25 protein-coding genes are annotated in these 26,937 nt (G+C 46.0%); 20 read left to right on the plus strand and 5 right to left on the minus strand.

Translation table 11 applies throughout. The annotated features are described in order from the left end of the window. Positions 1-24: 24 nt before the first annotated feature. Positions 25-900 carry an NAD(P)-dependent oxidoreductase gene (locus MD588_RS06895; RefSeq protein WP_265696299.1) on the minus strand — a complete coding sequence of 292 codons (876 nt, stop codon included), beginning with the start codon at positions 898-900 and terminating at the stop codon, positions 25-27. Positions 901-1,151: 251 nt separating this feature from the next. On the opposite strand from MD588_RS06895, the gene MD588_RS06900 reads away from it, so the two are divergent. From MD588_RS06900 to MD588_RS06920, 5 genes are all read left to right on the plus strand, one after another. Then, on the plus strand, positions 1,152-1,688 hold the full coding sequence (locus tag MD588_RS06900; protein ID WP_265696300.1) for a hypothetical protein: 537 nt from the start codon (positions 1,152-1,154) through the stop codon (positions 1,686-1,688). Between the two features lie 238 nt (positions 1,689-1,926). Next, positions 1,927-3,753, plus strand: coding sequence for a protein translocase subunit SecD (gene secD / locus MD588_RS06905; protein ID WP_265696302.1), 1,827 nt, complete (start codon positions 1,927-1,929; stop codon positions 3,751-3,753). Positions 3,754-3,757: 4 nt separating this feature from the next. Continuing rightward, on the plus strand, positions 3,758-4,657 hold the full coding sequence (gene secF / locus MD588_RS06910) for a protein translocase subunit SecF (protein WP_265696303.1): 900 nt from the start codon (positions 3,758-3,760) through the stop codon (positions 4,655-4,657). A gap of 309 nt (positions 4,658-4,966) precedes the next feature. Beyond that, on the plus strand, positions 4,967-5,692 hold the full coding sequence (locus tag MD588_RS06915) for a hypothetical protein (RefSeq protein WP_265696304.1): 726 nt from the start codon (positions 4,967-4,969) through the stop codon (positions 5,690-5,692). A gap of 111 nt (positions 5,693-5,803) precedes the next feature. Then, the gene (locus MD588_RS06920; protein WP_265696305.1) at positions 5,804-6,991 is read left to right on the plus strand and encodes a cystathionine beta-lyase; all 1,188 of its coding nucleotides are present in this window, start codon (positions 5,804-5,806) and stop codon (positions 6,989-6,991) included. A gap of 75 nt (positions 6,992-7,066) precedes the next feature. Here the strand turns inward: MD588_RS06920 and MD588_RS06925 are convergent, their stop codons facing one another. Then, positions 7,067-7,714 carry an HD domain-containing protein gene (locus MD588_RS06925; RefSeq protein ID WP_407676551.1) on the minus strand — a complete coding sequence of 216 codons (648 nt, stop codon included), beginning with the start codon at positions 7,712-7,714 and terminating at the stop codon, positions 7,067-7,069. 212 nt (positions 7,715-7,926) lie between these two features. On the opposite strand from MD588_RS06925, the gene MD588_RS06930 reads away from it, so the two are divergent. Further along, the gene (locus MD588_RS06930) at positions 7,927-8,268 is read left to right on the plus strand and encodes a hypothetical protein (protein ID WP_265696306.1); all 342 of its coding nucleotides are present in this window, start codon (positions 7,927-7,929) and stop codon (positions 8,266-8,268) included. Positions 8,269-8,482: 214 nt separating this feature from the next. On the opposite strand, the gene MD588_RS06935 is transcribed toward MD588_RS06930, so the two are convergent. After that, positions 8,483-8,770 (minus strand): hypothetical protein, encoded by a 288-nt coding sequence (locus MD588_RS06935; protein WP_265696307.1) that lies wholly within the window; start codon positions 8,768-8,770, stop codon positions 8,483-8,485. Positions 8,771-9,227: 457 nt separating this feature from the next. On the opposite strand from MD588_RS06935, the gene MD588_RS06940 reads away from it, so the two are divergent. Further along, a complete protein-coding gene (locus MD588_RS06940; protein ID WP_265696308.1) occupies positions 9,228-10,151 on the plus strand; it encodes a cation diffusion facilitator family transporter in 924 nt (307 codons plus the stop codon). A gap of 209 nt (positions 10,152-10,360) precedes the next feature. After that, positions 10,361-10,747 carry a hypothetical protein gene (locus tag MD588_RS06945; RefSeq protein WP_265696309.1) on the plus strand — a complete coding sequence of 129 codons (387 nt, stop codon included), beginning with the start codon at positions 10,361-10,363 and terminating at the stop codon, positions 10,745-10,747. 75 nt (positions 10,748-10,822) lie between these two features. Here MD588_RS06945 and MD588_RS06950 read toward each other — a convergent pair whose 3' ends face one another. After that, positions 10,823-11,839 (minus strand): lipoate--protein ligase, encoded by a 1,017-nt coding sequence (locus tag MD588_RS06950; protein ID WP_265696310.1) that lies wholly within the window; start codon positions 11,837-11,839, stop codon positions 10,823-10,825. Positions 11,840-12,027: 188 nt separating this feature from the next. Between MD588_RS06950 and MD588_RS06955 the strand changes: the two genes are divergently transcribed. The 6 genes from MD588_RS06955 (at position 12,028) to MD588_RS06980 (ending at position 18,920) form a co-directional block, all read left to right on the plus strand. Then, on the plus strand, positions 12,028-12,372 hold the full coding sequence (locus MD588_RS06955; protein WP_265696546.1) for a DMT family transporter: 345 nt from the start codon (positions 12,028-12,030) through the stop codon (positions 12,370-12,372). Positions 12,373-12,645: 273 nt separating this feature from the next. Further along, a complete protein-coding gene (astB, locus tag MD588_RS06960) occupies positions 12,646-13,980 on the plus strand; it encodes an N-succinylarginine dihydrolase (RefSeq protein ID WP_265696311.1) in 1,335 nt (444 codons plus the stop codon). A gap of 269 nt (positions 13,981-14,249) precedes the next feature. Continuing rightward, positions 14,250-14,633 (plus strand): hypothetical protein, encoded by a 384-nt coding sequence (locus MD588_RS06965; RefSeq protein WP_265696312.1) that lies wholly within the window; start codon positions 14,250-14,252, stop codon positions 14,631-14,633. Next, positions 14,630-16,120 carry an LruC domain-containing protein gene (locus tag MD588_RS06970; protein ID WP_265696313.1) on the plus strand — a complete coding sequence of 497 codons (1,491 nt, stop codon included), beginning with the start codon at positions 14,630-14,632 and terminating at the stop codon, positions 16,118-16,120. Before MD588_RS06965 ends, MD588_RS06970 begins: the two co-directional genes overlap by 4 nt. 181 nt (positions 16,121-16,301) lie before the next feature. Further along, complete coding sequence (locus tag MD588_RS06975) at positions 16,302-16,823, plus strand: DUF2058 domain-containing protein (RefSeq protein WP_265696314.1); 522 nt, start codon at positions 16,302-16,304, stop codon at positions 16,821-16,823. Positions 16,824-17,210: 387 nt separating this feature from the next. Further along, a complete protein-coding gene (locus MD588_RS06980) occupies positions 17,211-18,920 on the plus strand; it encodes a phospho-sugar mutase (protein ID WP_265696315.1) in 1,710 nt (569 codons plus the stop codon). Positions 18,921-19,153: 233 nt separating this feature from the next. On the opposite strand, the gene MD588_RS06985 is transcribed toward MD588_RS06980, so the two are convergent. Next, the gene (locus tag MD588_RS06985) at positions 19,154-19,606 is read right to left on the minus strand and encodes an exoribonuclease R (RefSeq protein ID WP_265696316.1); all 453 of its coding nucleotides are present in this window, start codon (positions 19,604-19,606) and stop codon (positions 19,154-19,156) included. Between the two features lie 415 nt (positions 19,607-20,021). Between MD588_RS06985 and mrcB the strand changes: the two genes are divergently transcribed. The 6 genes from mrcB to MD588_RS07015 all read left to right on the plus strand — a co-directional run bounded on the left by mrcB (position 20,022) and on the right by MD588_RS07015 (position 26,802). After that, the gene (gene mrcB, locus MD588_RS06990) at positions 20,022-22,205 is read left to right on the plus strand and encodes a penicillin-binding protein 1B (protein ID WP_322784237.1); all 2,184 of its coding nucleotides are present in this window, start codon (positions 20,022-20,024) and stop codon (positions 22,203-22,205) included. 97 nt (positions 22,206-22,302) lie between these two features. Then, positions 22,303-22,851: an NUDIX hydrolase gene (locus tag MD588_RS06995; RefSeq protein ID WP_265696317.1), complete on the plus strand. Its 549-nt coding sequence runs from the start codon at positions 22,303-22,305 to the stop codon at positions 22,849-22,851. A gap of 315 nt (positions 22,852-23,166) precedes the next feature. Continuing rightward, a complete protein-coding gene (locus MD588_RS07000) occupies positions 23,167-24,324 on the plus strand; it encodes a hypothetical protein (protein WP_407676552.1) in 1,158 nt (385 codons plus the stop codon). Continuing rightward, positions 24,314-25,228 (plus strand): metal ABC transporter solute-binding protein, Zn/Mn family, encoded by a 915-nt coding sequence (locus tag MD588_RS07005; protein WP_265696318.1) that lies wholly within the window; start codon positions 24,314-24,316, stop codon positions 25,226-25,228. The genes MD588_RS07000 and MD588_RS07005 overlap by 11 nt, the downstream gene beginning before the upstream one ends. A 10-nt stretch (positions 25,229-25,238) precedes the next feature. After that, entirely contained in the window at positions 25,239-26,015 is a 777-nt protein-coding gene (locus tag MD588_RS07010; RefSeq protein ID WP_265696319.1) for a metal ABC transporter permease, read from the plus strand. 202 nt (positions 26,016-26,217) lie between these two features. Beyond that, positions 26,218-26,802: a YceI family protein gene (locus MD588_RS07015; protein ID WP_265696320.1), complete on the plus strand. Its 585-nt coding sequence runs from the start codon at positions 26,218-26,220 to the stop codon at positions 26,800-26,802. Positions 26,803-26,937: the final 135 nt, after the last annotated feature.

Raw genomic sequence — 26,937 nt, forward strand, 5'->3', positions numbered from 1 at the left:
CCTTACCGCATAGTGAGCCTTCACTTACTCTTTATCAAACTGCTTAATCAATACCGAGGTATCGGCACGGTTATAGCCGCGTTGTTGTAGCTCGGCGTATTTGTCATCCACCTGTTTTGCAAGCGGTAGCTCAACGCCCAGTTTATCAGCCGCGTCAAAACAGATCCCCAAGTCCTTGCGCATCCAATCGATGGCAAAGCCGAAATCAAACTTGTCCGCTGCCATCGTCATGGCGCGATTTTCCAGCTGCCATGATCCTGCGGCACCGTGTTTTAATACTTCGGTCATTTTTTCAATGTCGAGGCCGGCAGACTGTGCAAGGGTAATGGCTTCAGACAAACCTTGCAGGATCCCCGCGATGCAAATTTGATTGGCCATTTTGGTAACCTGGCCATAGCCAACATCGCCCATCAAGGTTGCGGCTTTGGCAAAGCTATCAATAACCGGCTTGGCTTTTTCGAATACATCGCTTTGCCCGCCAACCATGACCGTCAGGCAGCCATTCACGGCACCGGCTTCACCGCCAGATACTGGCGCATCGAGGAAATCAGCACTTTTTTCAGCGGCCGCTTTGGCTATTTCACGCGCAATTTCTGCCGATGCGGTAGTGTTATCGATAAGAATTGTTCCCGGCTTTACGCTGGACAGGATGCCAGCTTCACCGGTATACACCTGGCGGACATCTTCATCGTTTCCCACGCAGGTAAATACGAAGTCTGCGCCTTTAGCTGCAGCAGCTGGTGTCAGCGCGATTTCTCCCTGATATTCTTTGGCCCACTTTTCAGCTGTGGCAGTAGTACGGTTATACACAGTGACATGGTGGCCTGCATTTGCTAGGTGGCCAGCCATTGGGAAGCCCATAGTGCCGAGCCCGATAAACGCGATATTTTTAGTAGACATTGATTAGCTTCCCTGTAGAGCGATATGTGAATGAAATATAACGATCAAAATATTTACATTCAATGAAAATTCATCATATTTTCTATCAGGTTTTTGCGAAAAGGGGAGGAGTGAATAGTTAAGCTTTCAGTGATGATTGCTGTGGTGAAGGACGTTCAAACATAAAAGTGTGATCTAGTACAAATAATCACTTGTTAATTTACCCTTGTCGCCCTATGATGCCTTTGATTCGTATTGGTGATTTTGATTATATGCTGACAACTTTAGTTCGAGCTTTGATGTTTATTATCTGTTTAGGGGCAGCCTCGTTTGCTCACGCAGATACATATCAGCTTGATTCTGGTTTGACGCTGCCAGCCAACGTTACACAGCATATTGGTGAATCCGCTAAGTTTGACTCTCTTTTTGCTCAGACTCATACCGAATTAGCGAAAGTCCCCTCTGAAACTGCAGATGGATCACTGATCTGGGATTTTTCCAAATCACCCGATCCTCAACCTCTAGAAAAGCACTCTACACAGAGCCGTAGCTATGATCCGGCTTTGACAAGCTCTTCCCGTATGGCCAACCTGCTGCGTCATGATCCGGAAGAGGTGCAGCCGCTTTACCAACTGGCGATTGAATTGCCTATAGAGCCTGTTCCTTGTTTGACCAAAGGCTATAGTGTCGATTTATGTGAAAGCCTAAATTGGATGCTCAACACCAATCCGCCATCTAGCCGAGTCTCCGGCTGGAAAGAGAGCAACCTCACCTTTACTACTTACCAGCACCGCCTAATCCGCGCCTGAGAGAGCTATGGGCTTAACTGCTTGTAAGAGCAGCCAGAGCGCAGATGCTTTTGATTTCACTATCCAGATACGATAGCTGCCGTGATGGCCTGCAGACGTTATCTGGTTTCGACTGAGTTATGACAACAGCCAATCTACGGCATTGTAACGCTTGTATAAGCGCGATGTTGCGTGCTCAGAGAATGATTCCATCAACATCAGATATCCATGATCTGATGAGGAAAATGGCGCATTAACAATGAGAAAACCCAATAAGCAACGATTAATCAACCACTACCCGACTTGGAAATATGTGGTTTTGGTGATGTCTGTACTTATCATGCTGATGAGTGCAATACCAACTTGGTACGGAGAGGATGCAGCCGTCCAGATTGCTGCCAAAGGCGAGCCTGTTCCGACAGCGATAGCTCTCCAGCAGCACCTCACCGATAAAGGCATTGACGTAAAACGAATTGACCAGCAAGGCGATAAAACCGTTGTTGTGCTTCAGGATGACAGTCAGCAAACGGCGGCCAAAGCCGTGTTGGCCGATTTAATTAATGATAAAGCCAATAGCAAATCACAGCTGACATTGGCATTGGAACCGGCGGCGCCGCAGTGGCTGCAGACGATGGGATTTGCTCCAATCAAACTGGGATTGGATTTACGTGGTGGTGTGCAGTTCCTGCTTGATGTCGATGTTGATCAGGTGTTTAAGGCTCAGGGCGAACAGCTAGGCGATGAGCTAAGACAGCAATTTCGTGAGGATGGGATTCGAGGGGCACGGGTAGAAGCTTCTGGCGTCGATATGCTGAGCGTTCGTTTACCTGACTCTGAGGCCAACAGTGCAGTTCGTAAGTTTATTCGTAAAGAGTACCCACAGTGGCAGGTGACAAACGGTGCCGGATCCGGTGTGAAACTAACACTGAAAGAAGACGAAAAAAACGCATTGCGTAACCTGACTGTCCAGCAGAACCTGCAGACAATGCGTAGTCGAATCGAAGAGCTGGGCATTACTGAAGCGCTGGTTCAGCGTCAGGGAGAAAACCGTATTCGCATTGAACTGCCGGGGGTTCAGGATCCTGCCGCGGCGAAGAACGTAATTGGTGCAACTGCCAGCCTGGCTTTCTATGCAGTGAAAGAACCGGGAACGGGCAGCACAATGGAAATGAAAGACCAGAATGGTCGTTCGGTTCGGGTCTCTCATAAGCCTATCCTTGGTGGTGATCATATTGTCGATGCCCGTGCCAGTTTTGGTGAGATGGGGACGGCTGAAGTAAATATTACGCTGGATAATGCCGGCGGAAAGATTATGTCTGACTTCTCTCGTCAGAATATCGGCAAAGCGATGGCAACGTCATTCAGTGAATACAGCCGAGATAGTGAAGGCAATGCGAAGCAGAGTAGCGAGATCATCAGTGTCGCAACGATTCAGAGCCAGTTAGGTAATCGTTTTAGGATCACAGGGGCGGGTTCGATTCAGGATGCTCAGGAACTCGCTCTGCTACTACGTGCCGGTTCATTGACCGCGCCAGTAACCATTGTCGAAGAACGTACCATTGGCCCGACACTGGGGGCAGAGAATATCGAGAATGGTTTTGCCGCGCTGGGTTTGGGACTGGGTATGACCCTGCTATTTATGGCACTTTGGTATCGCCGTCTGGGTTGGGTCGCTAATGTTGCGCTGATCGCGAACATGATCATGCTATTTGGTTTGATGGCGCTGATCCCGGGGGCGGTACTGACCTTGCCGGGTATTGCCGGATTGGTTCTGACGGTCGGTATGGCGGTAGATACCAATGTGCTTATTTTCGAGCGGATCAAAGATAAACTGAAAGAAGGCCGTAGCTTTGCCCAGGCGATTGACCGAGGTTTCAGCAGTGCCTTTAGCACCATTTTCGATGCTAACTTCACCACAATGATCACCGCCGTGATTTTGTATGCCATCGGTAATGGCCCGATCCAGGGCTTTGCAATGACACTTGGGCTGGGGCTGTTAACCAGTATGTTTACCGGTATTTTTGCTTCTCGCGCCATCATTAACTTGGTGTGGGGACGTGATGCAAGTCGTGACGTGAGGATTTAAGGCCATGTTAATCAATATGAAAAATGCAACTAAATGGCGTCACTTTACCAGTGCTGTCTCTGTTCTGCTGATGGTTTTCTCCATCTTTATGATTGCCTCACGAGGCTTGAACTGGGGGTTAGATTTTACCGGTGGTGTGGTCAGCGAAGTACAGCTTGACCCGAAGATCACCAGTAGTGAAGTTGAGCCACTCTTAAATGCCGGACTTCATCAGGAAGTGAGCGTAGTCTCTGCCGGAGAGCCGGGACGTTGGGTATTACGTTACGCTGTGCCGGAAAGCACGGAGCAAGTTCAGTCGATTGATCAGCTACTAGCCCCGTTGGCAACCGAAGTTAATGTGCTTAATACCAGTATTGTCGGCCCGCAAGTCGGTCAGGAACTGGCGGAACAGGGCGGATTGGCATTGTTGGTCGCGGTGCTATGTATTATGGGCTATCTCAGCTATCGCTTTGAGTGGCGACTGGCCTCGGGCTCTTTGTTTGCGCTGGCTCATGACATTATTTTTGCCTTGGGCTTTTTTGCGGCCACTCAAATGGAGTTTAATTTGACAGTTCTGGCTGCTGTAATGGCGATTCTGGGCTATTCGCTCAATGACTCGATAATTATCGCAGATCGTATTCGCGAGATACTGATCGCCAAGCCCAATAAGCCGATTCACGAAATTAATAACGAAGCTATCGCAGCAACGATTTCTCGCACCCTGGTGACATCGGGTACCACGCTGTTGACTGTCAGTGCCCTGTGGTTATTGGGCGGAGGCCCTTTGGAAGGTTTCGCTATTGCCTTATTTATAGGCATTATTACCGGTACTTGGTCATCGATCTCTGTCGGTACTTCATTGCCGGAGCTGTTTGGATTGCGTGCCGAACACTACATGCCAAAACCTGTGACCGACGAGCCTTAATTAAACGCGCGTTGTCGTTATCAATCGAGGCCGCTTCATGCGGCCTTTTTCTTGGGACAGAGTTTTTTTTTGCAGTCTTAGTAAACTAATATGGTAGATATTTATGTTTGTCTCACTTTTTCAACAAGCAAAATGCGAATACTTTGTCGATAATTATTTGCATATTTATTCCCAAATTGAGAATTATGTCGCAAATATGCCTAGTATTACAGTAATGAGAGTGAGTATTGATAGGCATTAATGTTGCATTTATCAATAACTATAAACGAAGAGTGAACGTAACACACTGATAAACAAAAGGGCGACATTATGTATGATGCAGAAATGAAGCTAAACCATCAGATTGTTCAATTTGTAGAAACTCAATTACAAGCGCTATCACCGTTTCAAACCACGCAAAAAAATACGCAAGCATTACCCCCTCCACCCAATAATACTCAGCAAAATATGCCTGCCGCCATGCTGTCAATACTGGTGCAGTACCTTTCCGGTCTGAAAGCCATTAACTGCTTGCTGAATAAAGGCTTTGTTGCCCAAACTCGGGGGATTTTCCAGACCCTAGGCGACGATTACGAAGATATTATTTTTCTCAGCCTGCCAAGCCAGGATGGGCAGTTAACACCGCTTCACCAAGAGTATCTAAAGAGTGTTGCTGGCGATCAGTGCCATGGCTGCTATAGCCCGGTGTCTCGCTGTGAAATACGCAATATGATCAAGCGTGCCAAGAACATTAACCATAATGTGTTTCAGTTGTATCCAAAGAAGCAGGCGCTTCAGGTACTGCGGCCCCAAGGTGGGAAACCATGTTCGGTTGATGTGGCGATTGACCTCCATCGCCATTTTGCCTACAAGGCTATCTTACTTACGGTGCTGACTGCAAAAGTAGCGAAGAATGTCGATATTATGCGTGCATGCCTAAACTATCGAGCCCACTTAGAAATGATCGATCCTCGAACCGTTGAGTTTACCGTTCCGGTTTACCGTGAACATCATGACAAGGTGAGCGCCATTTCACGTTACGCTGCCGTGAGGTGATAAAATTGTGCGGCTACCCAAGACTGAATTAATTGTGTTAACTTCATAGACTCAAGCATTTTAAGGTCGTTTGGGTATAGCACGCAGTTGAAAAGGAAACTTGGGTAGATCATGGGAAAGAAAGAATTAGATACAAAGATTGTCACTGCCGGACGATCGAAAAAATGGACTCAACATCTGGTTAACCCGCCGGTAAGCCGGGCATCAACAATTGTTTTTGACTCTGTTGCAGAGATGAAGCATGCAACTGCCAATAGAGCCAACAAGGAATTGTTCTACGGGCGCCGAGGAACCAATACTCACTTTGCGTTTCAGGATGCAATGGTTGAACTGGAGGGTGGGGTAGGTTGTGCGCTCTATCCATGTGGCACTGCCGCGATTTCCAATGCGATTTTATCGTTTGTGAAAACCGGTGATCATATTTTGATGGTCGATGGTGCGTATGAGCCGACCCGAGATTTCTGCGACAAAATGCTGGATAAAATGGGGATTGAGACAACGTATTACGATCCGATGATTGGTGAAGGGATCCGGGATTTAATTCGTCCGAATACAACGGTACTTTTCCTTGAGTCGCCATGTTCTATCACCATGGAAGTCCAAGATGTTCCTACTCTGGCACGTATCGCCCATGAGCATGATTTAGTTGTCATGCTGGATAATACCTGGGCTTCGCCAATTAACTTTCAGCCGTTTGAGCATGGTGTAGATATCTCGATTCAGGCAGCGACGAAATATATTGTTGGCCACTCCGATGTGATGCTCGGTACTGCAACGGCGAACGAACGTTGCTGGGATCGGCTGCGTGAAAGTAGTTACTTGATGGGACAGTGCACATCCCCTGATGATGTTTATCTTGCGATGCGAGGTTTGCGAACTTTGGGGGTGCGGCTGAAACAGCATGAGCAAAATAGCCTGAAAGTGGCCAAATGGCTGGCTGAACGAGAAGAGGTAGACCATGTTCGTCACCCTGCACTCGAGAGCTGCGAAGGGCATGAGTTTTATAAGCGTGATTTCAATGGTTGTAATGGCCTGTTCTCATTAGTACTTAATCGAGGTAATACCGAAGCCTTAACAGCATTGCTTGATGGGATGGAACACTTCAGTATGGGTTACTCCTGGGGCGGCTTTGAAAGCTTGATTTTGGCCAATGAAAATATCAACTCACTGCGTACGGCCAAGAAGAAAGACTTTGCTGGGCCAATGCTGCGCTTACATATTGGCCTTGAAGACAGTGATGACCTTATTCGCGATTTGGAAAAGGGCTTTGAGCGTTTCAATGCGGTATTGAATAAGTAGAGCCGTTTTTAGTATTGTACTTAAAATGAAAAGGCCGTCATAACGGCCTTTTTCTGTTATATGCCCAGGCAGGCTTTAACTTTTTCCGATTTCATGACGCAGCTGTTCTAGAAAACCTTTCATGTAAGCTGTCCGTTGACGGGCCTCCCGCTTTGCGGCTGCCGTGTTCATTGTCTGTTCTAACTTGAAGAGCTTGCTATAGAAATGGTCAATACAGAACGCCTTGTCGTCATATTCACGAGCTTCGCCAAAAGGGTCAGTATCTGAATAGAGGCGGGCATTGAAGGAGCTGCTCACCTGAATACAACGGGCGATACCAATTGCCCCAAGGGCATCGATACGATCAGCATCTTGTACAATGGCGGCCTCAAGTGTTCTGACGGGGATCCCTGCGCTGTAGCTGTGGGCTTCAATCGCATGGCTTATATCGTCTAAATACTCCTCTGGGTAGCCAATTTCACGTAGAAAGCGAAGCGCTTCAGTTGCTGCCAGTCTAGAGCCTTCATGGCGTTTAGGATGGTTTTTGGCTAGTGATATACAATCGTGAAGCCAAGCGGCAGGAATAACGACTGCCAGTTTCCCATTTTCTTGGTGGGCAAATTGCTTTGCCGCCGCTACAACACGTTCAATATGACTGAGGTCATGGGCTGGATCGGTGATCTCCAGGCGAGTGACATAGGTTCGAAGCTGGTGTTCTAGCTGTTCTATCTGTAGTTCGGTCACGGTAATTATCTTAAATTAGTTAATGCGGATCCAAGTCTTTGTCTAGACTAATATTACATTTATTCCAAGTGCCCTGGTAATACATATACCCAAGCTATCTCAAATCAGCGTCTTGCCTACCACCTCAGTCATTCTCGCTGAAACGAGTATCTTGAAGTAGCTTGGGTAAAAGCATGAAGTTATTTCTATCTAGGCAGAGTGAAGGAGTCAGAATGAGCATGTTATTTCGACTGACAGCAGTTGCACTACTAACATCCGGCGCGATAGGTTGCAGTAGCTCTGATTATGAAAATTATCAGCTGTTTCCAGATGAATATGTTTACGAGGTAAAGTATGACAGTATTTATTATTATGGTTATAACCAAGGGTGTGAAAGTGCTTTGAATGCAAAAGGCCAGCCTGATATGGACTATCTGAAGGATGAAACGTTAGATAATAGCGACACGCGTTTTAATGAAGGATGGGACGCTGGTAATACGGCTTGTAAAGAAGGAGTACGAAAAATTATGCCTTCATTAATAATTACAGTGAACTCTTCTGCAACAACCTATTAAATATGCTTGTGGATAGTAACAACAATAGATCGTTCATATCACTGTATAGTCTTATATATCTAATTGAATTTAAGCAATAAAAAAACAGACCCACAGGGTCTGTTTTTAATTTTGCATTGCTCTATATTGTTATCGGCAATGGAAGAAATAAACCTAGCCGGATTCTTTTCTTAATCATTGTTTGTACCGATACCTATATTAAGCAATCTGATGCTTACGCAGCATTTGGTCTTGTCAGTGAGTGAACTTGACCTTCATGGAAGGCTACTGGTACAACCGCATGCACTTCAGGAAGCAGTAAAAACGCATCTTCATTTGCATCGTTATTCATTTCAACGACGATTTGAAGGTGCTGTTCTAGTGCCTTATAAAGGTTGGGAGCACGTAGCTTATTACCTTGATTGCCAAACTGACTGTAATGACCTTTACTGGAATATACCCAGATATTGAAAGGGTCTTTTCCCCTTTCAAGTTGCTCGATAAAATCGGCGATATGTCTCATAAAAGTCCTTTTTGTTATTATCAATATCTAAGTATTGATGTCCCTATTATGGAATGAAGACAGGGATTTTCAATTTAAATTCAGTAGCTTTCTTTAATTAATGTGATCTTTGTAGTGTTTTTTTGAGAATTTTATAAAACTCAATTATCGTATTTCATTTTTACAGTGATGAAGAGCAAATCAGATTTTCAGTTAATGTTACAAATAATAATAAAATAAAAGTTTAATTTAATATAAATATAAGATATTGAATGAATTGCATATTAATATTGGTGAATATTAGTTATGGCATTTACAGCTGCTTTATTTGATTGGGTATGCATTTATAACGATTTTTATATATGTGTGATTAATGTTTGACTAGATGAATGGCGCGCTAATGAATAGACATGATGCTTGCTGTTTGTTTGATATTATTCAGGTATCATAATTGCAAGTTTCGTAATGAGTTAGATAGATGTCACATTCACCGGTAAAAGTTATTCAGAAAGCGACATGGGTTGGCTCTATAGCAAACGTCGGCTTAGCCATATTAAAAATCACGGTAGGCAAACTAACAGGAAGCCAGGCTCTGGTGGCTGATGGGGTACACAGTTTTTCTGATTTGGTAACTGATACTGCGATTCTGATTGGCTCTCGGTATTGGACCGCACCTGCCGACAAAGGGCACCCGTACGGTCACGGCCGTTTTGAAACCCTAACCAACATCTTCATTGGGGTGCTCCTCGCCTTTGTCGGTATTGGTATTGGCTGGGATTCTGTTAACTCGATAGGCCACGACTCGACAGCCACACCGGGTATGCTGGCGTTTGTTGCAGCAATTGCTTCAATTTTGGTGAAGGAGTTTTTGTATCGCTGGACGGTAGTGAAAGCGAAAGAGATCAACAGCAGGGCATTGTATGCCAATGCGTGGCACCATCGTTCCGATGCTTTGAGTTCTCTGCCCGTTGCGGTGGCAGTTGTTGCCAATTACTTCCTGCCAGAGCTTCACTATTTGGATCAGGTCGCGGCACTAATTGTTACCGCGATGATTTTGAAAGCAGCGTTTGAAATTTTGTGGCCAGCTTTGCATGAACTGACCGAAGCAGAAGCTGATAGTGAGATAGAAGAGAAGATCCAAAGGTATGCGCATGATGATCCTGATATTCAAGAAGTACATGCCATACGCAGTCGCCGTACAGGCAGTACAATTTTATTGGACTTCCATTTGCTGGTTGAGCCGACAATGAGTGTTGAGCGGGCGCATACGATCAGTGAAAATTTTAAGTCTCATGTTCTTGAGCAAATTGATGAGGTTGTCGATGTGATCATTCACATCGAGCCTTATACGTGCGCTGAGAGAGTGGTTAATCCCTGCTGTGAAGACAAAAGCTGCGATTAATATCTGTATCTACCTGAACACAAAACACCTGCCGAAATGCAGGTGTTTTTTTATTTAAATAAGCTGGTACTTTTTTGCCTTTTTCTCAAAAGTGAGATAATTGTGCAGTGGCTATTTTCACTAGGCTAATAATTTAGCGACCTATCAATTACTCACCGAGTTAATTGTATAATTGTTTGCGTGAGTGGTGGTTTCGATGAGGAGGAGTTATGCCGTTAGTTCGAATCAAATCATTACCGTTTGAGCAAGAAGTTCAGATACCACAGGTTCTCAGTGTCTTGTCACAGGCTGTGTCTGATGCTGGCAACATTGAACAACACCACATTATGGTGACCTGGGAGTACCTATCTAAATCACATTATGCGCATAACGGCCAAGTGGCTGATAGTCAGCCAATTAATACGCATCCTTTGTTAGTTGATCTCATTGCCCCCAACTTCAATACCGAAAAGCAGATAGCGGCAATGCTGGAGTTGATTGCGAATACGATTGCCGAACAGGTACCGATTGCCAAAAATAATATCTTTATCAACTTCACTCCGGCTTACAGCGACGGTGTCTACGATGAGGGGCATGTGGTTGAGTGGGATATGTAATTGGTGCTCAGAGACCGGGATATAGCCTGGTGCCGGGGATTGTGATACCGCTTCCCTATAAGGACGTCTTACTTATTAGGAGATGGCGTTAGCTAGCCAGTTTTGCATGTCGTCGAGTTCATTGCTGTTGGTTGGGTATTGCAGGGCTAATTCCGCCAGCGTTTCGGTAAGCGCATTTGCTTTGTATACCCTTCCGACCAGTCTTTCAGCTAAAGCTTCCAGTGCTGTAGGATCTAAACTGTCGGTGAAAACCTTAGCATTTTTAATATAGGCTTTTTTAACGTCCAAGTGGATCTCGACGCCTCCCCAGGAAAATCGCTCAACCAGTGTATGCATAAACTCAGGAGAGTGGCCAAAGTTCCATTCCCAACTGCTTTGTTTTTTAAAGCTCTCGGAAAATCCGGGCAAATCAGGCATTGCTTCAGGGGAGATCAATTCAGGAGCAACGGTTTCACCGAAATGGGCGAAGAAGGCTTGTTGGATTTCCTGACAAATCGAGTCATGGTCTATTGCTGCATCAATGGCACTTAGGTTGGTTACACGAGAACGAACCGATGCAATGCCTTTTGCCTGCAGCTTTTTCTTATCGGGGTTGAGGTAGTTTGCTAGACGGCTTAAATCTGCATTGAGCAGTAAAGTGCCGTGGTGAAAACCTCTGTCGAGTGTCTCGCGGTAGGCTGAGCCAGAGAATTTGCGCTCCTCTCCATTATATTCGACGACGAGATCATTGCGGCCTGTCGCCTTACCCTGAATACCTAAGTTTCTGAGTGCATCAAGAATGATTTGGGTCGAGACAGATTTATCGTACCCAGGTTTACCGGCCATAAAGGTGAAATTAGTATTACCCAAGTCGTGGTAAACTGCACCACCACCGCTCTGTCGGCGAGCGAGCGTAATGCCGTCTTGTTCCATTTTCCGGGTATTACACTCCTTCCATGGGTTCTGAGCCCGTCCTACAACAACAGTATCCGCGTTACGCCATAGGAACAGAACTTTCTGATCAGTCGGCATGGCTCTAAAAATGGTGTCTTCAACTGCGAGGTTAAACCACGGGTTCGTTGATGTTGATAGCAAAACGCGGATAGATGCCATGGAGGGTAAGTGACCAAGTTTGTATGATAATTTAATGCTAGCCTACTGAAGATTCGCCATAGGGTAAAGAGCCATAGTCAAATGATAGAAACCCTTGCTTTTTAGTGGCAAATTGTTGTGAAATTATTATTTAAAATCAGTATGCTAGCGCGTCATGATGTCGATGAAGAGGGCGATATATGTTCCAGATGATTGCTGCACCACCTCCCATGATTGCACTGGCAATTGCTATTGTATGTGAGGTGATTGCAACATCAACCCTGCCAAAAACAGAGCAGTTTAGCCAACCTTTGCCAACCATTATTACCTTGGTGGGGTATGGGATCGCTTTCTTTTTTCTATCGGTCGCTGTTAAGACGGTGTCAATAGGCGTGGCTTACGCTATCTGGTGCGGCGCCGGTATCATACTTGTCGCTTTAATTAGCTGGCTTTGGCATGGCCAGCAACTGGATACAGCTGCCGTTCTAGGAATTACTTTGATTATGGCTGGTACGATCGTCATCAATGTATTTTCAAAATCTGTAAGCCATTAGGCCTGATCAGTAACACAGAATTTAAAAAAGTCAGCCTACAAAAGGCTGGCTTTTTTCGTTTGTGGAATGAGTAAATATGTATTTGGTTATCGCTTTCGACAGGGGGGTAAGAGTGCCGAGTCTATCTTTGCTGGTGGTGATATGTGAATAGTCATGCTCTAAATTAGTGTTTATATCTATTTCCTAATATTGGGCTGGCGTTTTGTGCCACTCTTGTTGTGTTTGTAAAAGTTTTGTTATCTTTGATGGGAGGTACACAAACATGGAATGTCTATGAAAGCAGTTGAAGCAAATTTTGATGGATTGGTAGGGCCAACCCATAACTACAGTGGATTGTCATTTGGTAATGTCGCTTCGGCGAAAAACCAGTCAGTGCCATCAAACCCTAAGCAGGCTGCCAAACAAGGGCTGGCGAAAATGAAAGCCCTTTCTGATATGGGCATGGTTCAGGGGGTACTGGCACCGCAGGAGCGGCCTGATGTAAAGACGTTACGTCAGCTCGGTTTTACCGGCAGTGATAAAGCGGTAATTGAACAAGCCGCTAAACAGGCTCCGAAGGTTTTGGCAGCTTGTTGTTCCGCATCGAGTATGTGGACGGCAAATGCGGCCACTGTATCCCCTTCGGCAGATACTGCTGATGGAAAAATCCATTTTACTCCGGCAAATCTAACTAATAAGTTCCATCGTTCTATTGAACACGAAGTGACGGGGCGGATCCTTAAAGCAACGTTTGCTGATTCAAGGTACTTTGTTCATCATCCCGCGTTACCGGCAGTGGAACACTTTGGTGATGAAGGGGCAGCAAACCATACACGCTTTTGTCATCAGTATGGGGAGCAAGGGATCGAGTTCTTTGTGTATGGCCGCCATGCCTTTGATAGCCGTTACCCGGCTCCGAAAAAGTTTCCGGCTCGCCATACCTTTGAAGCTTGTGAAGCAGTGGCCCGTTTGCATCAACTCGAAAATGACAGCCTGGTGATAGCGCAACAAAATCCTGATGTCATTGATCAGGGTGTATTCCACAATGATGTTATTGCCGTTGGTAACAAAGATATTCTATTTTGCCATGAACAGGCGTTTTTGAATCAGCGCGGCGTCTATGACGAACTGAATCTGAAAATGTCTGGTGAATTTAAGGTGATTGAAGTACCTACTAGTGCCGTGTCCGTCGAGGATGCAGTAACCAGTTACTTATTCAACTCACAACTACTTGCATTGCCTTCAGGTGAGACTTTGTTAGTGTTGCCGGAAGAGTGTCGCAATAACCCGAATGTCTGGGCTTATGTTCAGCAGATGCTGGCCGAAAAGCGGGGGATCGACAAGGTTCAGATTTTTGACCTGACACAGAGTATGGCCAACGGTGGCGGGCCGGCTTGCCTGCGCTTACGGGTGGTACTGAATGAACAGGAGCAGCAAGCGGTAAATCCTGCGACCCTGATGAGTGATAGGTTGTTTACGCGGCTTAATGATTGGGTCGATAGTCATTATCGAGATAGTTTGGTGGAATCAGATCTTGCGGATCCTCTTTTATTGGAAGAATCGAGATCTGCCCTGGACGAGCTGACGAAAATTCTTGATTTAGGCAACGCTTATCCTTTCCAGCGCTGAACCAACGGTTAAGCGGTACACCTGTGCCGCTTATCTTGCTTCCCCCCTTTCTACTGATATGTAAAGTGCCTGAAATTTATTCTTATCTGTCTGAAAAAGCAGATAAATTTTCATTTCTGAATCATTCAAAATGCTATTTTCCTTGCAAAATCAATACGGAATTGCAATCGACTATATTCTTATTGACTTAAGTTGTTGATTTTATACGTATGAGTTTGCTGGCATAAGATGTGATTCTCAATCTCCAGTTCTTATATAGGGGGTTGGGAATGAAATATACGTTTTTGATTGTTTTGTGCTGCATTTTGACAGGGTGTGGAGGTGATAGCGGTTCATCATCATCTGACTTACCCCAAGGTAATTCTCCACAAAGCTCTTTACTCAGTGATAATAAAGCGCCGTCTGATGCGCAATTTCAGCAATTTCGGGTTAGCCGGTTCGACCTTCAGCCAAGTGACTTCGATCTTGTTGGGGAAAGCCTGTTCCTAAAAGTGTACCTCTCGACCGGCAGTGTGCTGTACCTAGGGAAAATCGATAAGCATTCATCTTTTTCGCTTCCAGTGTCATTGCCGAATAATGAAAAAACGGTGAGGTTTGATCTGTTCAGCGATTTTGAAGGGGATCAAAGCATTTCAAGGGAGGTAGCGCTATGAACCGGATAATAGTAAGTGCACTGCTGTTTGCAGTGTCACTATCGCCGTTGGCTAATGCTGAGGTTGTGTCAGTGCAATTGAAAGACACCATCAAGCAGGGAGTTGGCAGTATTGATTTGTTCAGTGCCAAACAGAAGAAGAATGATTTATCTGCCGCTGATCTTGAAGCAATGCGTCTTGAAAATAGTGGTGCGCTGGTTTTCGCCGTTGATGTTAATGAGGCCGCAAATGGTACGGAGAAAGCCTCAAGCCAGGGGGTGGCCATTGAGGCTGCGGTATTGACCATTGTTATTGGAGGGACCACCTCGACCTTTAGTTCCTATTCTACCCCGACAGAGTCAATGCTGGCCAAGATAGGGACGACGGAGCGAAGTCGTTATTATACGTTAATTGGTCAAACAGGCTCTTCGCTTATCACGCCAAGTAGCAGTAGCGATTTAAATGGTACATCCTATGATGCTTTGATAACGATACCGGTGAATATCGCGCTAGATAGTGCTACCTCCGCTATGCTGGATATCACTTTGCTAGAGACTAACACTTCGTTGGGCGACCCGGAGGCCTTTTATGACTTTACCGCGGGCTTTGAGGATGTTGCGTTGGTAAGTGTGGAAGATTCCACCTATCTGGCAGCGTTGGTACCGGGGCAGGATGAAGCGCCATTGGTGATCACTCAGGGGCAGGTGCAAAATGGTACCGACTCTTGGGTTTATTACCCTTCGTCGGTAGAGTATTACATTGCCGCCTACGAGGATAACTATCCGGTCAAGAGTGACTATGATTTTAATGATTTGGTTGTAGCATATCGGGTTGGATATGGGATGGAAGGTGGCCTGGTCAGTTCTTTGATTGTCTATGGCTATATAATTGCACGGGGATCGGGCTATACCCATGACTGGTACTTGCATATTGGTTTACCGGATGATGCCTCTGGTACCGGGACTTTGAATTTGTTTAAGCCTGACTCAGTTGAGCAGGTGAGTGGATACCCGAAAAGTTTCAGTCAGTCAGGCAGCTTTGATCAGCGCTTTTTGAAGGGAACAAAGTCTTTGATGCAGATTCCAGGCCTTGAGTTTGCCAATACCGAGGCAAGTGAATCTTTGATCAAAGGGCACAAGTTTAGTGCCGCGTTCGATTTTGATAGCCCGCTGGATCTGACGGATATTGCTCAGCCCCCTTACGATCCTTATCTGCACGTCACCAATACCGGGTATGAGATCCACCTTCCCGAGCATGCATCAAGGCTGGGTGTATCCGTCAACAGTTCAGAAGGTGTTGGGGGATTTAAAAATGAACAAGGTTATCCGTTTGTTGTGATCATCCCTGAGGACTGGGAGCCACCGCTAGAACGTGTTGATCTGGGTGAAGCCTACAGTACTTTCCTTGGGTATGTTTCTAGCTCTGGTGAGCAAGATACGTCATGGTATCTGGCGCCTGCGACCAACAAAATTAAAGGGATTGGCAAGGCATTTTGGAAATGGGATTAATACGGTTAATAAGCGGCCCTTGTGGCCGCTTTTCGTTCGCGTTCCAGCAACACTGGGTTGACCTGTTTCTTTTTGCATAGCGATAATATTAAAATGTAATAAATCAGTCGGCATCATGCGGTAGCGCTTATTGCCGGTTGTTAACATTGTTCAATGAAACTGTGCCCGTGACGGAGTCAAAATGGCAAAGCTAACTTTACAAGAGCAGATGCTAAAAGCTGGTCTTATCGACAAAAAGAAAATGAAAAAGGCAGGGAAATCATCCAAAAAGTCTCGTACCCAGGCTAAAGAAGCGAAAGCGGCGGTTGAAGCAAACCGTGCTGCTCAAATTGCTCAGGATCAAGAACTAAATCGCCAGAAGCAGGCTGAAGCAGACAAAAAAGCCATTGCCTCACAAGTGAAGCAGCTTATTGAAATGAATAAAATTGACTGCAAGGACGGTGAGATTGGCTATAACTTCACCGACGGTACGCTAGTTAAGAAACTGTATGTCGATAAAGCTATTCAAGATCAACTGGTAAGCGGTCGTTTGGCGATTGCTCGCTATCTTGATAGTTACGCGATTGTTCCTGGTGTAGTTGCTGACAAAATAAGCCAGCGTGATGAAGAGAGCATCATCGTCAATAATACGGCTGATGAGCAGGAAATGGATGAAGATGATCCGTATGCAGACTTCAAGATCCCTGATGATCTGATGTGGTAATACTGCTTAAATTTTCTTGGAGTACGGCTGCCAACAGTAGCCGGACTCCAAATTTAACCATCTTTCTTGCACTACTCTCTTTCCAAAGCCGTAACTATCCTTTTTCTAACTTCTATCCTTCTCACGACGCTTTTACCGCATCCAAATCAGCTGTAAACCCCTTCAAAGTTGTTTGTTGCTGTTAATGCTTTCCCATATTGATACGACCTCAAAATTGTGGAGATCGGTATTCGCTCTATACTTCATTCATTAGGCCTGTTTTGTAGCAAATCGATTGTTGTTTAAGCAATTGGTGCTAGTTAAGGTAGGATGCACAAGAAAGTTAATGCGAATGAATATCATTTGCGGTAGGTTGTAAGTGTAATCAACGCCGAAGGAACATAAATAATGAAGACAGAAATCACTCGTTGGTTGGCGCGAGACCCTGATCCGAAAACACGTGAAGAGCTACAACACCTTATAAACTCGAACTCCGAACAGGAATTGCAAGAACGTTTTTCCGGTCGGTTGGCCTTTGGTACTGCTGGTCTGCGAGGTATCGTTGGAGCCGGGCCTAACCGGATGAATCGTTTGGTGATTCAGGAAACGGCTATGGGGCTAGGCAAGTACTTGCTTGCCACAGAGCAAGATGCTGCTGAGCGCGGTGTTATTATTGGCTTCGACGGCCGCCCCGATTCAAAGCGTTTTGCGCATGAAACAGCCTCTGCTTTGGCTGCGCAGGGGATTAAAGTCTATATGACGACGCACGAAGCACCGACTCCCATGGTGGCATTTGGCGTGAAGCATTTTGAAGCGGCTGCCGGAGTTGTTGTGACGGCAAGCCATAATCCGCCCGCTTACAACGGATTTAAAGTGTACTGGGGTAACGGTGCTCAAATTATCCCACCTCATGATTCTGGTATTGCTGCCCAGATAGATATCGCAACCAAGCAGGACATTGAACTGCTTGATTTGGAAGAAGCTAAACAGCAAGGCTTGCTGTTCTGGTTAAGTGAGTCGTTTTACAACACCTATCGACAGACGATGAAAAATAATAAGCTACTGTCGAATCACACCCAGCCTGATGGTATAAGCCTTGCCTATACGGCGATGCATGGTGTCGGGGCCAATATGGCCGAAGGGATGCTGGCCGATGCCGGATTTACCAAGGTTTACAGTGTGGCCGAGCAGCGTGATCCCGATGGAAGCTTTCCAACGGTAAACTTCCCCAACCCGGAGGAGCCTGGGGCAATGGACATGGTGATTGCCGAGGCTAAAAAACACAATGCAACGCTGGCGTGTGCCAACGACCCTGATGCCGATCGCTTTGCGGTAGCCGTAAGAACTGAGCAAGGTGAATATCAGATGCTAACGGGGGATCAGGTCGGTACTCTGTTTGGACATTATCTGCTAACGCATGCTGAGCCGGGGCAGAACTTGGTAGGGGCAACGATTGTGTCTTCCAGTCTGTTAGAAAAGGTGGCGAAATCTGTCGATGCAAATTACTACCAAACACTAACTGGCTTTAAGTGGCTAACAAATGTCGCGATGCAGCAGCAGACTGATGAAAGCCGCTTCTTATTCGCTTATGAGGAAGCGTTGGGTTATACCGTTGGTAGCGAGGTCTGGGACAAGGATGGTTTATCGGCACTTGTTGCGTTTGCCCAGCTGACAGCAGAGCTGGCGGCCAACGGAAAAACGATATGGGATCAGCTCGAAGCCATTTACCGCGAGCATGGCCTTTATTTGAATGCCCAGAAAAGTATTGCTCTACAGCCGGGCTCACCGCCTATTGGCGATCTGCTAAGACAGAATCCGCCTGAAACAATCGCTGGACGTCAGGTTGTTGTGACGGATGACTTGAAAATATCACAGAAAATATATGCCGATGGTAAGGCAGAGGCGATTGATCTACCTGCTAGTGACGTACTTATCTATCATCTTGATGATGATGCAAGAGTGGTTGTTCGTCCGTCGGGTACTGAGCCTAAGCTTAAGTGCTACTATGAAGTGGTTGAGGCCATGAGCCATGAAGACACCCTTGAGCATGCGCAGCAGCGAGCGGAAACCGCGATGGAAGATCTAATTAATCGCCATCAGAGCTCGCTGGCGGGCTAATACCAATCGGGATAAGTAAGTGTTCAGATAATTGCGCAGGGAAAATCACTTAAGACAAGGAAGGGTTTGCAGTAACTAGTGGTTCTAATTACAAAAAACCTAACGCAGTAATAGGTGATTTTAACCAGCAATAATGATCAAATACTTATGCTGATTGGTATAATTCGACTTTCAGATATAAAGATGCCGGATAGCTGACTATCCGGCATTTTTGTTATTAGGGCTGACTATTTCTATTGTGCTTTCTGCTCGCTAAGCTCTGCATATTTGTGCAGCAGCTCGGTAAGGACTTTGACCCAGCCAAATGCATCATCAGGTGACTTTTGAAGGATTTGCTCTACCTGTTCGCAGTGCTGCTCCAGTGAAATCGCTTCTTCAAGGGTGAAGGACATAGCATAAAAGTGCCATAGGATCAGGCGGATCATCCGCTCAGCATTCTGTTGTGCATTGTCGGATTCAGAGAAAGCGACTTTGACCTCACCCAGTGCGATTGCCGTCATACGAAGCATGGCATCGAATTGCGCCGACTTCATGCGCTCTTCGCTATCAACTTCTTCCTGTTCGAAGGTAAAAAGCTCCTGCATGACATCCTCAGGAACCATGCGGCCAATTACTCTGACGCTGAACTCTTCTAGTTCATGGCGGGGCATTGTGAGCAGGCAGTCAAGTTTGTAATCACGTTCCATTTTCTTTCTCAGCAGTAAGCATAAACAGGGCGCGTATTCTGCGTGATTTTGAAGGTAAATTCCAGATTAAATCTGTTGTACTCATCAGGCTTTGATTATAGTGCTTTGACAGTAGCATGACATCCAGACTGAACTTTTTGGGTATGGTCTGCGCCGAACTCATATCCGGGGGACATACAATTACCCAGTAATTGGCTGTACGAAATTAATGACAACGTCAGATAAGAAACCGCGACCAGACTCAGAGCAATATAAGTCGCCAACCAAACCTCACCCAGAAAGACAATCAACCACAGACTCTTCTGCATCACCTTCATCAATAACCATGTCCGAAAATACATCGGCTTCAAAGCGGAAGTGGTTGAGAAATAGCTGCATTGCGGGCGTACTGCTTGTCAGTGTGGGCTTAGCATGGATGGGGAATTCGCTTAATCAAACTGTGACTGAGAAATTCGAAGGGCAATTATGGCAGTTGCCTTCGGTGGTCTATGCGCGTGAGTTGACGCTTCAGCCGGGTGCTCTAATCCGGTATGAGGATCTGGTTAACGAACTGGAAGTACTGAAGTACCGTAAAGTTAATACGCCCCAAAAAATTGGGGAATACGCGACCAGTCGATTAAAAGTTGAGTTTATTCGTCGCCCGTTTGAGTTCAAAGACGGAGCCCAGGAAGAACGGCATGTAGTGGTTGAGTTTGACTACTCGAAGGTAAAGCGGATCTATGAATCCGGTACCAAGCGTGAATTTGGCATTTTAAGTGTCGAGCCCAAACTGCTTGGGATGTTGGAGGCCAGGGCTGAAGAACAGCGGATATACCTGCCGAAAGACGAGATGCCCCAACCTCTCATTGCTGCACTTATAGCAACCGAAGATAAAGACTTCTATCACCATGACGGCGTTTCTCCGGTGGCCATTGCCCGTGCCTTTGTTGCCAACCTAAAAGCGGGGCGTACGGTTCAGGGCGGGAGTACCCTAACTCAGCAGTTGGCTAAAAACCTGTTTTTGACCAGTGAACGTAGCTTGTGGCGTAAGTTCAAAGAAGCCTATATGGCATTAATCATTGACTATCGTTACAGCAAAGATCAGATCCTGGATGCTTACCTAAACCAGGTTTACCTTGCGCAAAGCGGGGCCGATGCTGTTCATGGTTTTGCCTTGGGTTCGCGTTTCTATTTTGGTTTGCCGTTGTCAGAGCTTCGGGTTGATCAGCAAGCATTGCTGGTGGGACTGGTAAAAGGTCCGTCATATTATAACCCGTGGCGTTACCCGGAACGTGCCAAGCGGCGCCGTGATTTAGTACTACGTCTGATGATGGATAATGGCGAACTTGAAGAGGTAGATTACCAGTTGGCAATTAAGCGACCATTGGACTTGCAGGAAAAAGGACAAATTGCTAATCGCCAGCCGGCTTACTTCGGTCAACTGCAGCGCGAACTTAAGGCCAATGTTGACAACTATCAACCAGGTCAGGGGTTACGTCTGTTTACAACCTTGGATCCGGACTCGCAAGCTAAGGCTGAGCAGGCCGTTCGACAGGTAATTCCGACACTGGAGAAAAAAGCCGGTAATGAGCTCGAAACCGCGGTGGTGATCGCTGATCGCATGAGCGGTGAAATCCGGGCGATGGTAGGGGGAAGTCGCCCAGGCTACGATGGCTTTAACCGTGCCATTGATGCCAAACGGCAAATTGGCTCGGTAGTGAAGCCAGCAATTTACTTGGCTGCCTTAGAACAACCGGGACGTTTTTCGTTGGCGACCAACCTCCAGGACCGCCCATTGACCCTGAAGGGGCAAAAGGGTGAAAACTGGACACCTCGTAACTATGACCGCCAGTACCGTGGTGAAGTACCGTTGTATCTGGCATTGGCGAAGTCATACAATATTCCGACTGTGAACCTCGGTATGGCGGTAGGACTCGATCAGGTTATCGATACCATGGAGAAGCTGGGGGTGGACCGTAACGAGATCCCCAAGTTGCCGTCGATGTTATTGGGGGCGTTTACCTTGACGCCGGTGGAAGTGACCCAGATGTACCAGACGATAGCAAGCGGTGGCCGAAAGAGTGAGCTGACAGCGCTCAGTGCGGTAGTTGATAATGACGGTAATGTGCTTTATCAAAATTGGCCGAAATCAGCCCCTGCAGTGTCTGAGCAAGCATCTTGGCTAACCCTATACGGTATGCAGAAGGTGGTAACACTGGGAACCGGGCGCTATTTGAATTCGCTTCTGCCGTCTTCACGCTTAGCGGGTAAAACCGGAACCTCAGATAAAGGACGTGACAGTTGGTATGTCGGCGTTGATGGCCGGGAAGTCGTTACAGTCTGGATGGGGCGTGATGATAATAAAAGCGTTAAGCTGACAGGATCATCGGGGCCTTTGCGACTGTATGCTGACTATATTCAGCGACGCGATCCTGAGCCTCTGCTTTTGCGTACACCGCCACAGGTTGTTGACTTCAACTATAATCAAGACCCACGCGGTCGGTTGGCACAAAGCTGCCTGGGCCAAACGCAGCTGCCTGTCTGGGACCCGAACGGTACGCTTAAAAAGGGGTGCGTGAAGAACGTGGAAACCTTCTTTAAGCGACTTTTTAAGTGGTAGTTAATACCATAGCGGTGGAAAGGTTAAAACTGGCATTCAGTCAGATTTCAGATAGAATGCACGGCTTGTTATTGTCCCCAAGTAGATGAACTGAGTCATGCGATTACTGAAGTCAACTGTGCACCCTGATATTGAAACGCTGGAAGGCCGTGTTTTTCACCGTAAAGCGGCTCGGGGGATTATTCTTGATGGTGAGAATATCCTAATGTTATACACCGTGCGTTATCATGACTATACCTTGCCTGGAGGCGGTATTGACGAAGGGGAGGATGCTATTCAGGGGCTGATCCGTGAGCTGGAGGAAGAAACCGGTGCACGTAATATCCGTGATATCTCTGCTTTTGGTATGTATGAAGAGTATCGCCCTTGGTATAAGCCAGAGCACGACATCATGCATATGGAATCGTATTGCTATGTTTGTACCATTGATGCCGAGCTGGGTGATACGCAGTTTGAAGACTACGAAATTAACAACGGCATGAAGCCTGTCTGGATGAACATTTATGATGCCATTGCTCATAATGAAGAAACTATTGCAAACAGTGATAAGAAAGGGATGTCGATTGAGCGCGAGACCTTCTTGTTAAAGCGTATTGCTGAAGAACTATTGCCCGCATTGTCTGCCCCAAAACGTTTCGTCGCCTGAACCAACGTTTTCAACTCTCCATTGAGCTAGCTTATGACGTCTCTTGATTACAACTCGTGATCAAGAGACAGAGCATAGATAGCACCTATTGATTCTCTGTTTTGTAAGTATATTGCTGCAAAATCAGTGTGTCTGATAGATCAATTTTGGCCGCTATCAACATTCACTTCTGTCCCCCCCCACATTAAATCGACCCAAATGGTATTTGTATCTATTTGTAAATACATGCAATTTTTTGATTGCACCATTCGGATGTTATGTTATGTTATAACGTAACCTTAAGCTATGTTATAACATAACAGTTAGGGTGGTAAAGTGAAAAGCAACATATCTCTATTAATGATCGGTGGCCTGTTATCTGTACCTGCATTAGCAAGTGATTCTGGGGTGATTTCTAATCCACAGATAGGCGTGGTATTGGATGCTTATTATCAAAATTCTGAGCGTGAACTTTCAGAAAGAGCTGAAGGCTTTGGCCTCGGTCATACCGAGCTCAATATGTCCGCTAACATTGATGATAAATTCTACGGTGCACTGACAACAGTATTGGAAAGCCATGGTGGTGAAACCGAGCTGGTGATTGAGGAAGCCTACATTGAAACCTTATCGTTACCAGCGGGCTTTAATGTACGTGCGGGAAGATTCTTGTCTGATTTTGGTTATCTCAACAACCAGCATATGCATACTGATCAGTTTGTAGAGCGTCCGGCGGCATATCGTTCCCTTCTAGGCTCGCATTACTTTGACGATGGCATACGTGCCAATGTGGTTCTACCAACGGATTTATATGTTCGTTTGGGTATTGAGGCGTTGGATGGCAGTAAGCTGAATGCCAATGAGACAGAAGATTCGACGGTTGGAGTTTATGGTTCAAACTTAAAACTGGGTGGTGATGTCAATGAGTCAAACAGTTGGCAATTTGGTCTGAGCTATCTTCACAATAGAAATGGCATTGTGAATAGTTTTGGTCATCATAGCCACGACCACGACCACGACCACGACCACAATCATGGACCGCATGTGACGGGTGAACATTTATACGGTACTGATTTTGTTTGGAAATGGGCGCCTGAAGGGAATTATAAATACCAAAACTTCACGTTGGCAGCCGAGTATTTATATCTATATAAGTTAATGGCAGACAAGTACGCCGTACTGGAAGGCGCACCTGATAGCCTGAAAGCTTACTATGTTTCTGGTGTCTATCAGTTCAGTCCGAGTTGGGCCGCAGGGATGCGTTATGGCGAAGCGGAAGGCTACCATGGTCATGTCCATGATTGTCATGACCATGCGCACGGTCATTTCCACGATGAAAAACTAAAAGAGTTCGAGGTGATGCTTGCCTGGAACTCATCGCATTTTGGTACGATTCGAGGCCAGTATACCCGTCAGGATGATGGCAAGCAGAAAGACGACATTTTCACATTACAATATGTCATGACTTTTGGAGCGCACGGTGCCCATGCGTTCTAAGTGCCTTATAAGATTAGTGGCTGCTTCGGCAGCCCTACTTTCATCCCCGGCGATGGCACTCAGTGTATTCGTGTGTGAACCTGAATGGAAAGCACTGATTGCAGCGCATGCGCCAGATGCCATGATTTATTCCGCGACAACAGCAAACCAAGATCCACACTATGTGCAAGCAAGGCCTTCTTTGATCGCTAAGTTTAGGCAGGCTGATATGGCGATGTGTTCTGGCGCGGAACTTGAAGTCGGCTGGTTGCCAATGTTGCAAGCTCGAAGTGGCAACCCGCTTGTTCAGGAAAGTGGCCCAAATATGATTTATGCGAGTAACCATGTACGAATGTTAGATACGCATAATCATGTGGATCGTGCAATGGGCGACATTCATGCCCATGGCAACCCGCACGTTCAGTTTGCCGTTCAGTCTATTCCTAAACTATCAAAAGTGATTACCACGAAGTTGCAGCAAATTGATCCGGATAATGCGTTGCAGTATCAGGTTAATGGGATGCGTTTTCGGAGGCATTGGAACACAAAAGTGTCTGAATGGAAGCAAAAGTCAGCCTCTTTGAGAGGAAAGCGTGTTGTCGGCTATCATGCAACGTATCGTTATTTGTTTGAGTGGCTGGGAGTATCACAAGTTGCGGATTTAGAACCGAAACCAGGTATATCACCGACAGCCTCGCATCTGCAGAGCCTAGTGCGGCTGGATTATGACGAGATTGACGCCATCGTGTATTCCACTTATCAAGACTCACGCCCGGCAAACTGGTTGCAAAAGCAGATAAATGTACCGGTTGTGGCTTTACCACTGACAGTTCGAAACGATGAAACGCTTGATAGCCTCATTGATAATATAATCGATTCGTTGCTCGTCAATACGGTGCTAGCGGAACACAGCGTTATCAAATAGCGGAGATTGTATGAGTCATTATACTTGGCTACTGCCTCCAGTGATTTGTGGCTTACTGGCGCTACTTGGTAATGTGGTATTAGGTCAACAAGTGCTTCGGCGAAATATTATTTTCATCGATCTTGCTGTGGCTCAAGTTGCTGCATTAGGCGCGGTGATCAGCGAATACTGGATAGGCAGCAGCCACTTATTTCGAGACTCTTGGTTCGGGCAAATGCTTGGGCCATGGGTATTATCCCTGATCTTCTGTGGCTGCATCGCATTGATGGAGAAACGCTATCATAAGCATCTAGAGCCCTTAATTGGGAGCTTTTTTGTTGTGTCTGCATCGTTAGCAATAATTGCAGTGAGCCAAGACCCACATGGGGCTGACTTTATACAAACAATCCTCAACGGTCAGTTGTTATGGGTTGGATGGAATGACGTCTGGCCTTTAGCGGCGGTCACGTTCATGATGCTGGGGCTTATTGTTAAGTTTCCAGCCATGATGGCAGGTAAAGGCTTTTATTTTGTTTTTGCGATATTAATGCCGATAACCGTCAAATTGACAGGGATTTACCTGGAGTTTGCACTGCTGGTCATTCCTGCTTTGTGTGTCGCCAACTTAAATGGAAAAGCATTTTTTCTTACCAGCCTCACTCTTGGCATATTTGGCATTGTTACGGGGCTGGCCGTCTCTGCCGGTTTTGATCTGCCGAGTGGCGCCAGCATCGTGCTGACATTATTTGTAACCGGAATGTGCTTTTATCCATTCTTCTCCGCTCAGGCCAAACCGCTAAGGGCATGAAAGCCGTGCTGGTAGTTGCTTAATTCTGAACCATTAAGAATTTTTTGATTCGTTGACGATCCTGTGATGGTACACAATACCCTCTTGCCCTTATGGTAAGAGGGTATGATTGCTCCCGTTCATCAGGCTCAATATAAAAAATAGCGCAAGTAAATTCTGTCCTATAGTGTTGTATTAAGAACATTAACAATAGGATGGATAAATGCGTTTGTGTTTTAGATTATTACTTGCCGGCCTACTGTTGCTGGGTGTCAATGCGAATGTGTTAGCCGACTGGAAACTGGACAGCAATCACTCTAATGTCAATTTCCTATCGGTCAAGAATGATTCAGTTATAGAGCAGCACTATTTTAGAAACATTAGTGGCTCAATCTCTGACAAAGGGGAAGTGAAGTTGGCTATCGACCTGACCAGTATTGATACCCAAATTTCTATTCGTGATGAGCGGATGAAAAAGGAGTTATTTGAAACCGAAGGCTTCCCTGTGACCACCCTAACGGCCGAGATTGATCCGGTAATGCTTAGTGATATGACTCCGGGGAAAACTCAGTCTCTTGAAGTCGAGTTTATGCTTGATCTCCATGGCGTTAAGCAGACATTAGCTGCAAAGTTGCAGGTGACAGGGTTAGAGAAGGGCGGGCTGTTGGTATCTACAATTTGGCCCGTAGAGATTAAATCCGAAGCATTTGGGCTGGATAAAGGGATCGCGGCACTGAAGGAAATCGCCAAGTTAAATTCAATCCTATTGAGTGTCCCTGTCAACGCACAGCTGGCTTTTATCAAATAATCTAGCTTGAGACTAACCAAGCTGGCTCTTGCCAGCTTTGCTTTATGTACTTGAAGTTATACCCTACATTCATTATCGATGCTCAATACTTAAAGGATAGCGATTTCAAAAGAGAACCTCTCTTCTATCAATCGC

The organism is Photobacterium obscurum, assembly GCF_026191635.1.
GTDB lineage: Bacteria > Pseudomonadota > Gammaproteobacteria > Enterobacterales > Vibrionaceae > Photobacterium > Photobacterium obscurum.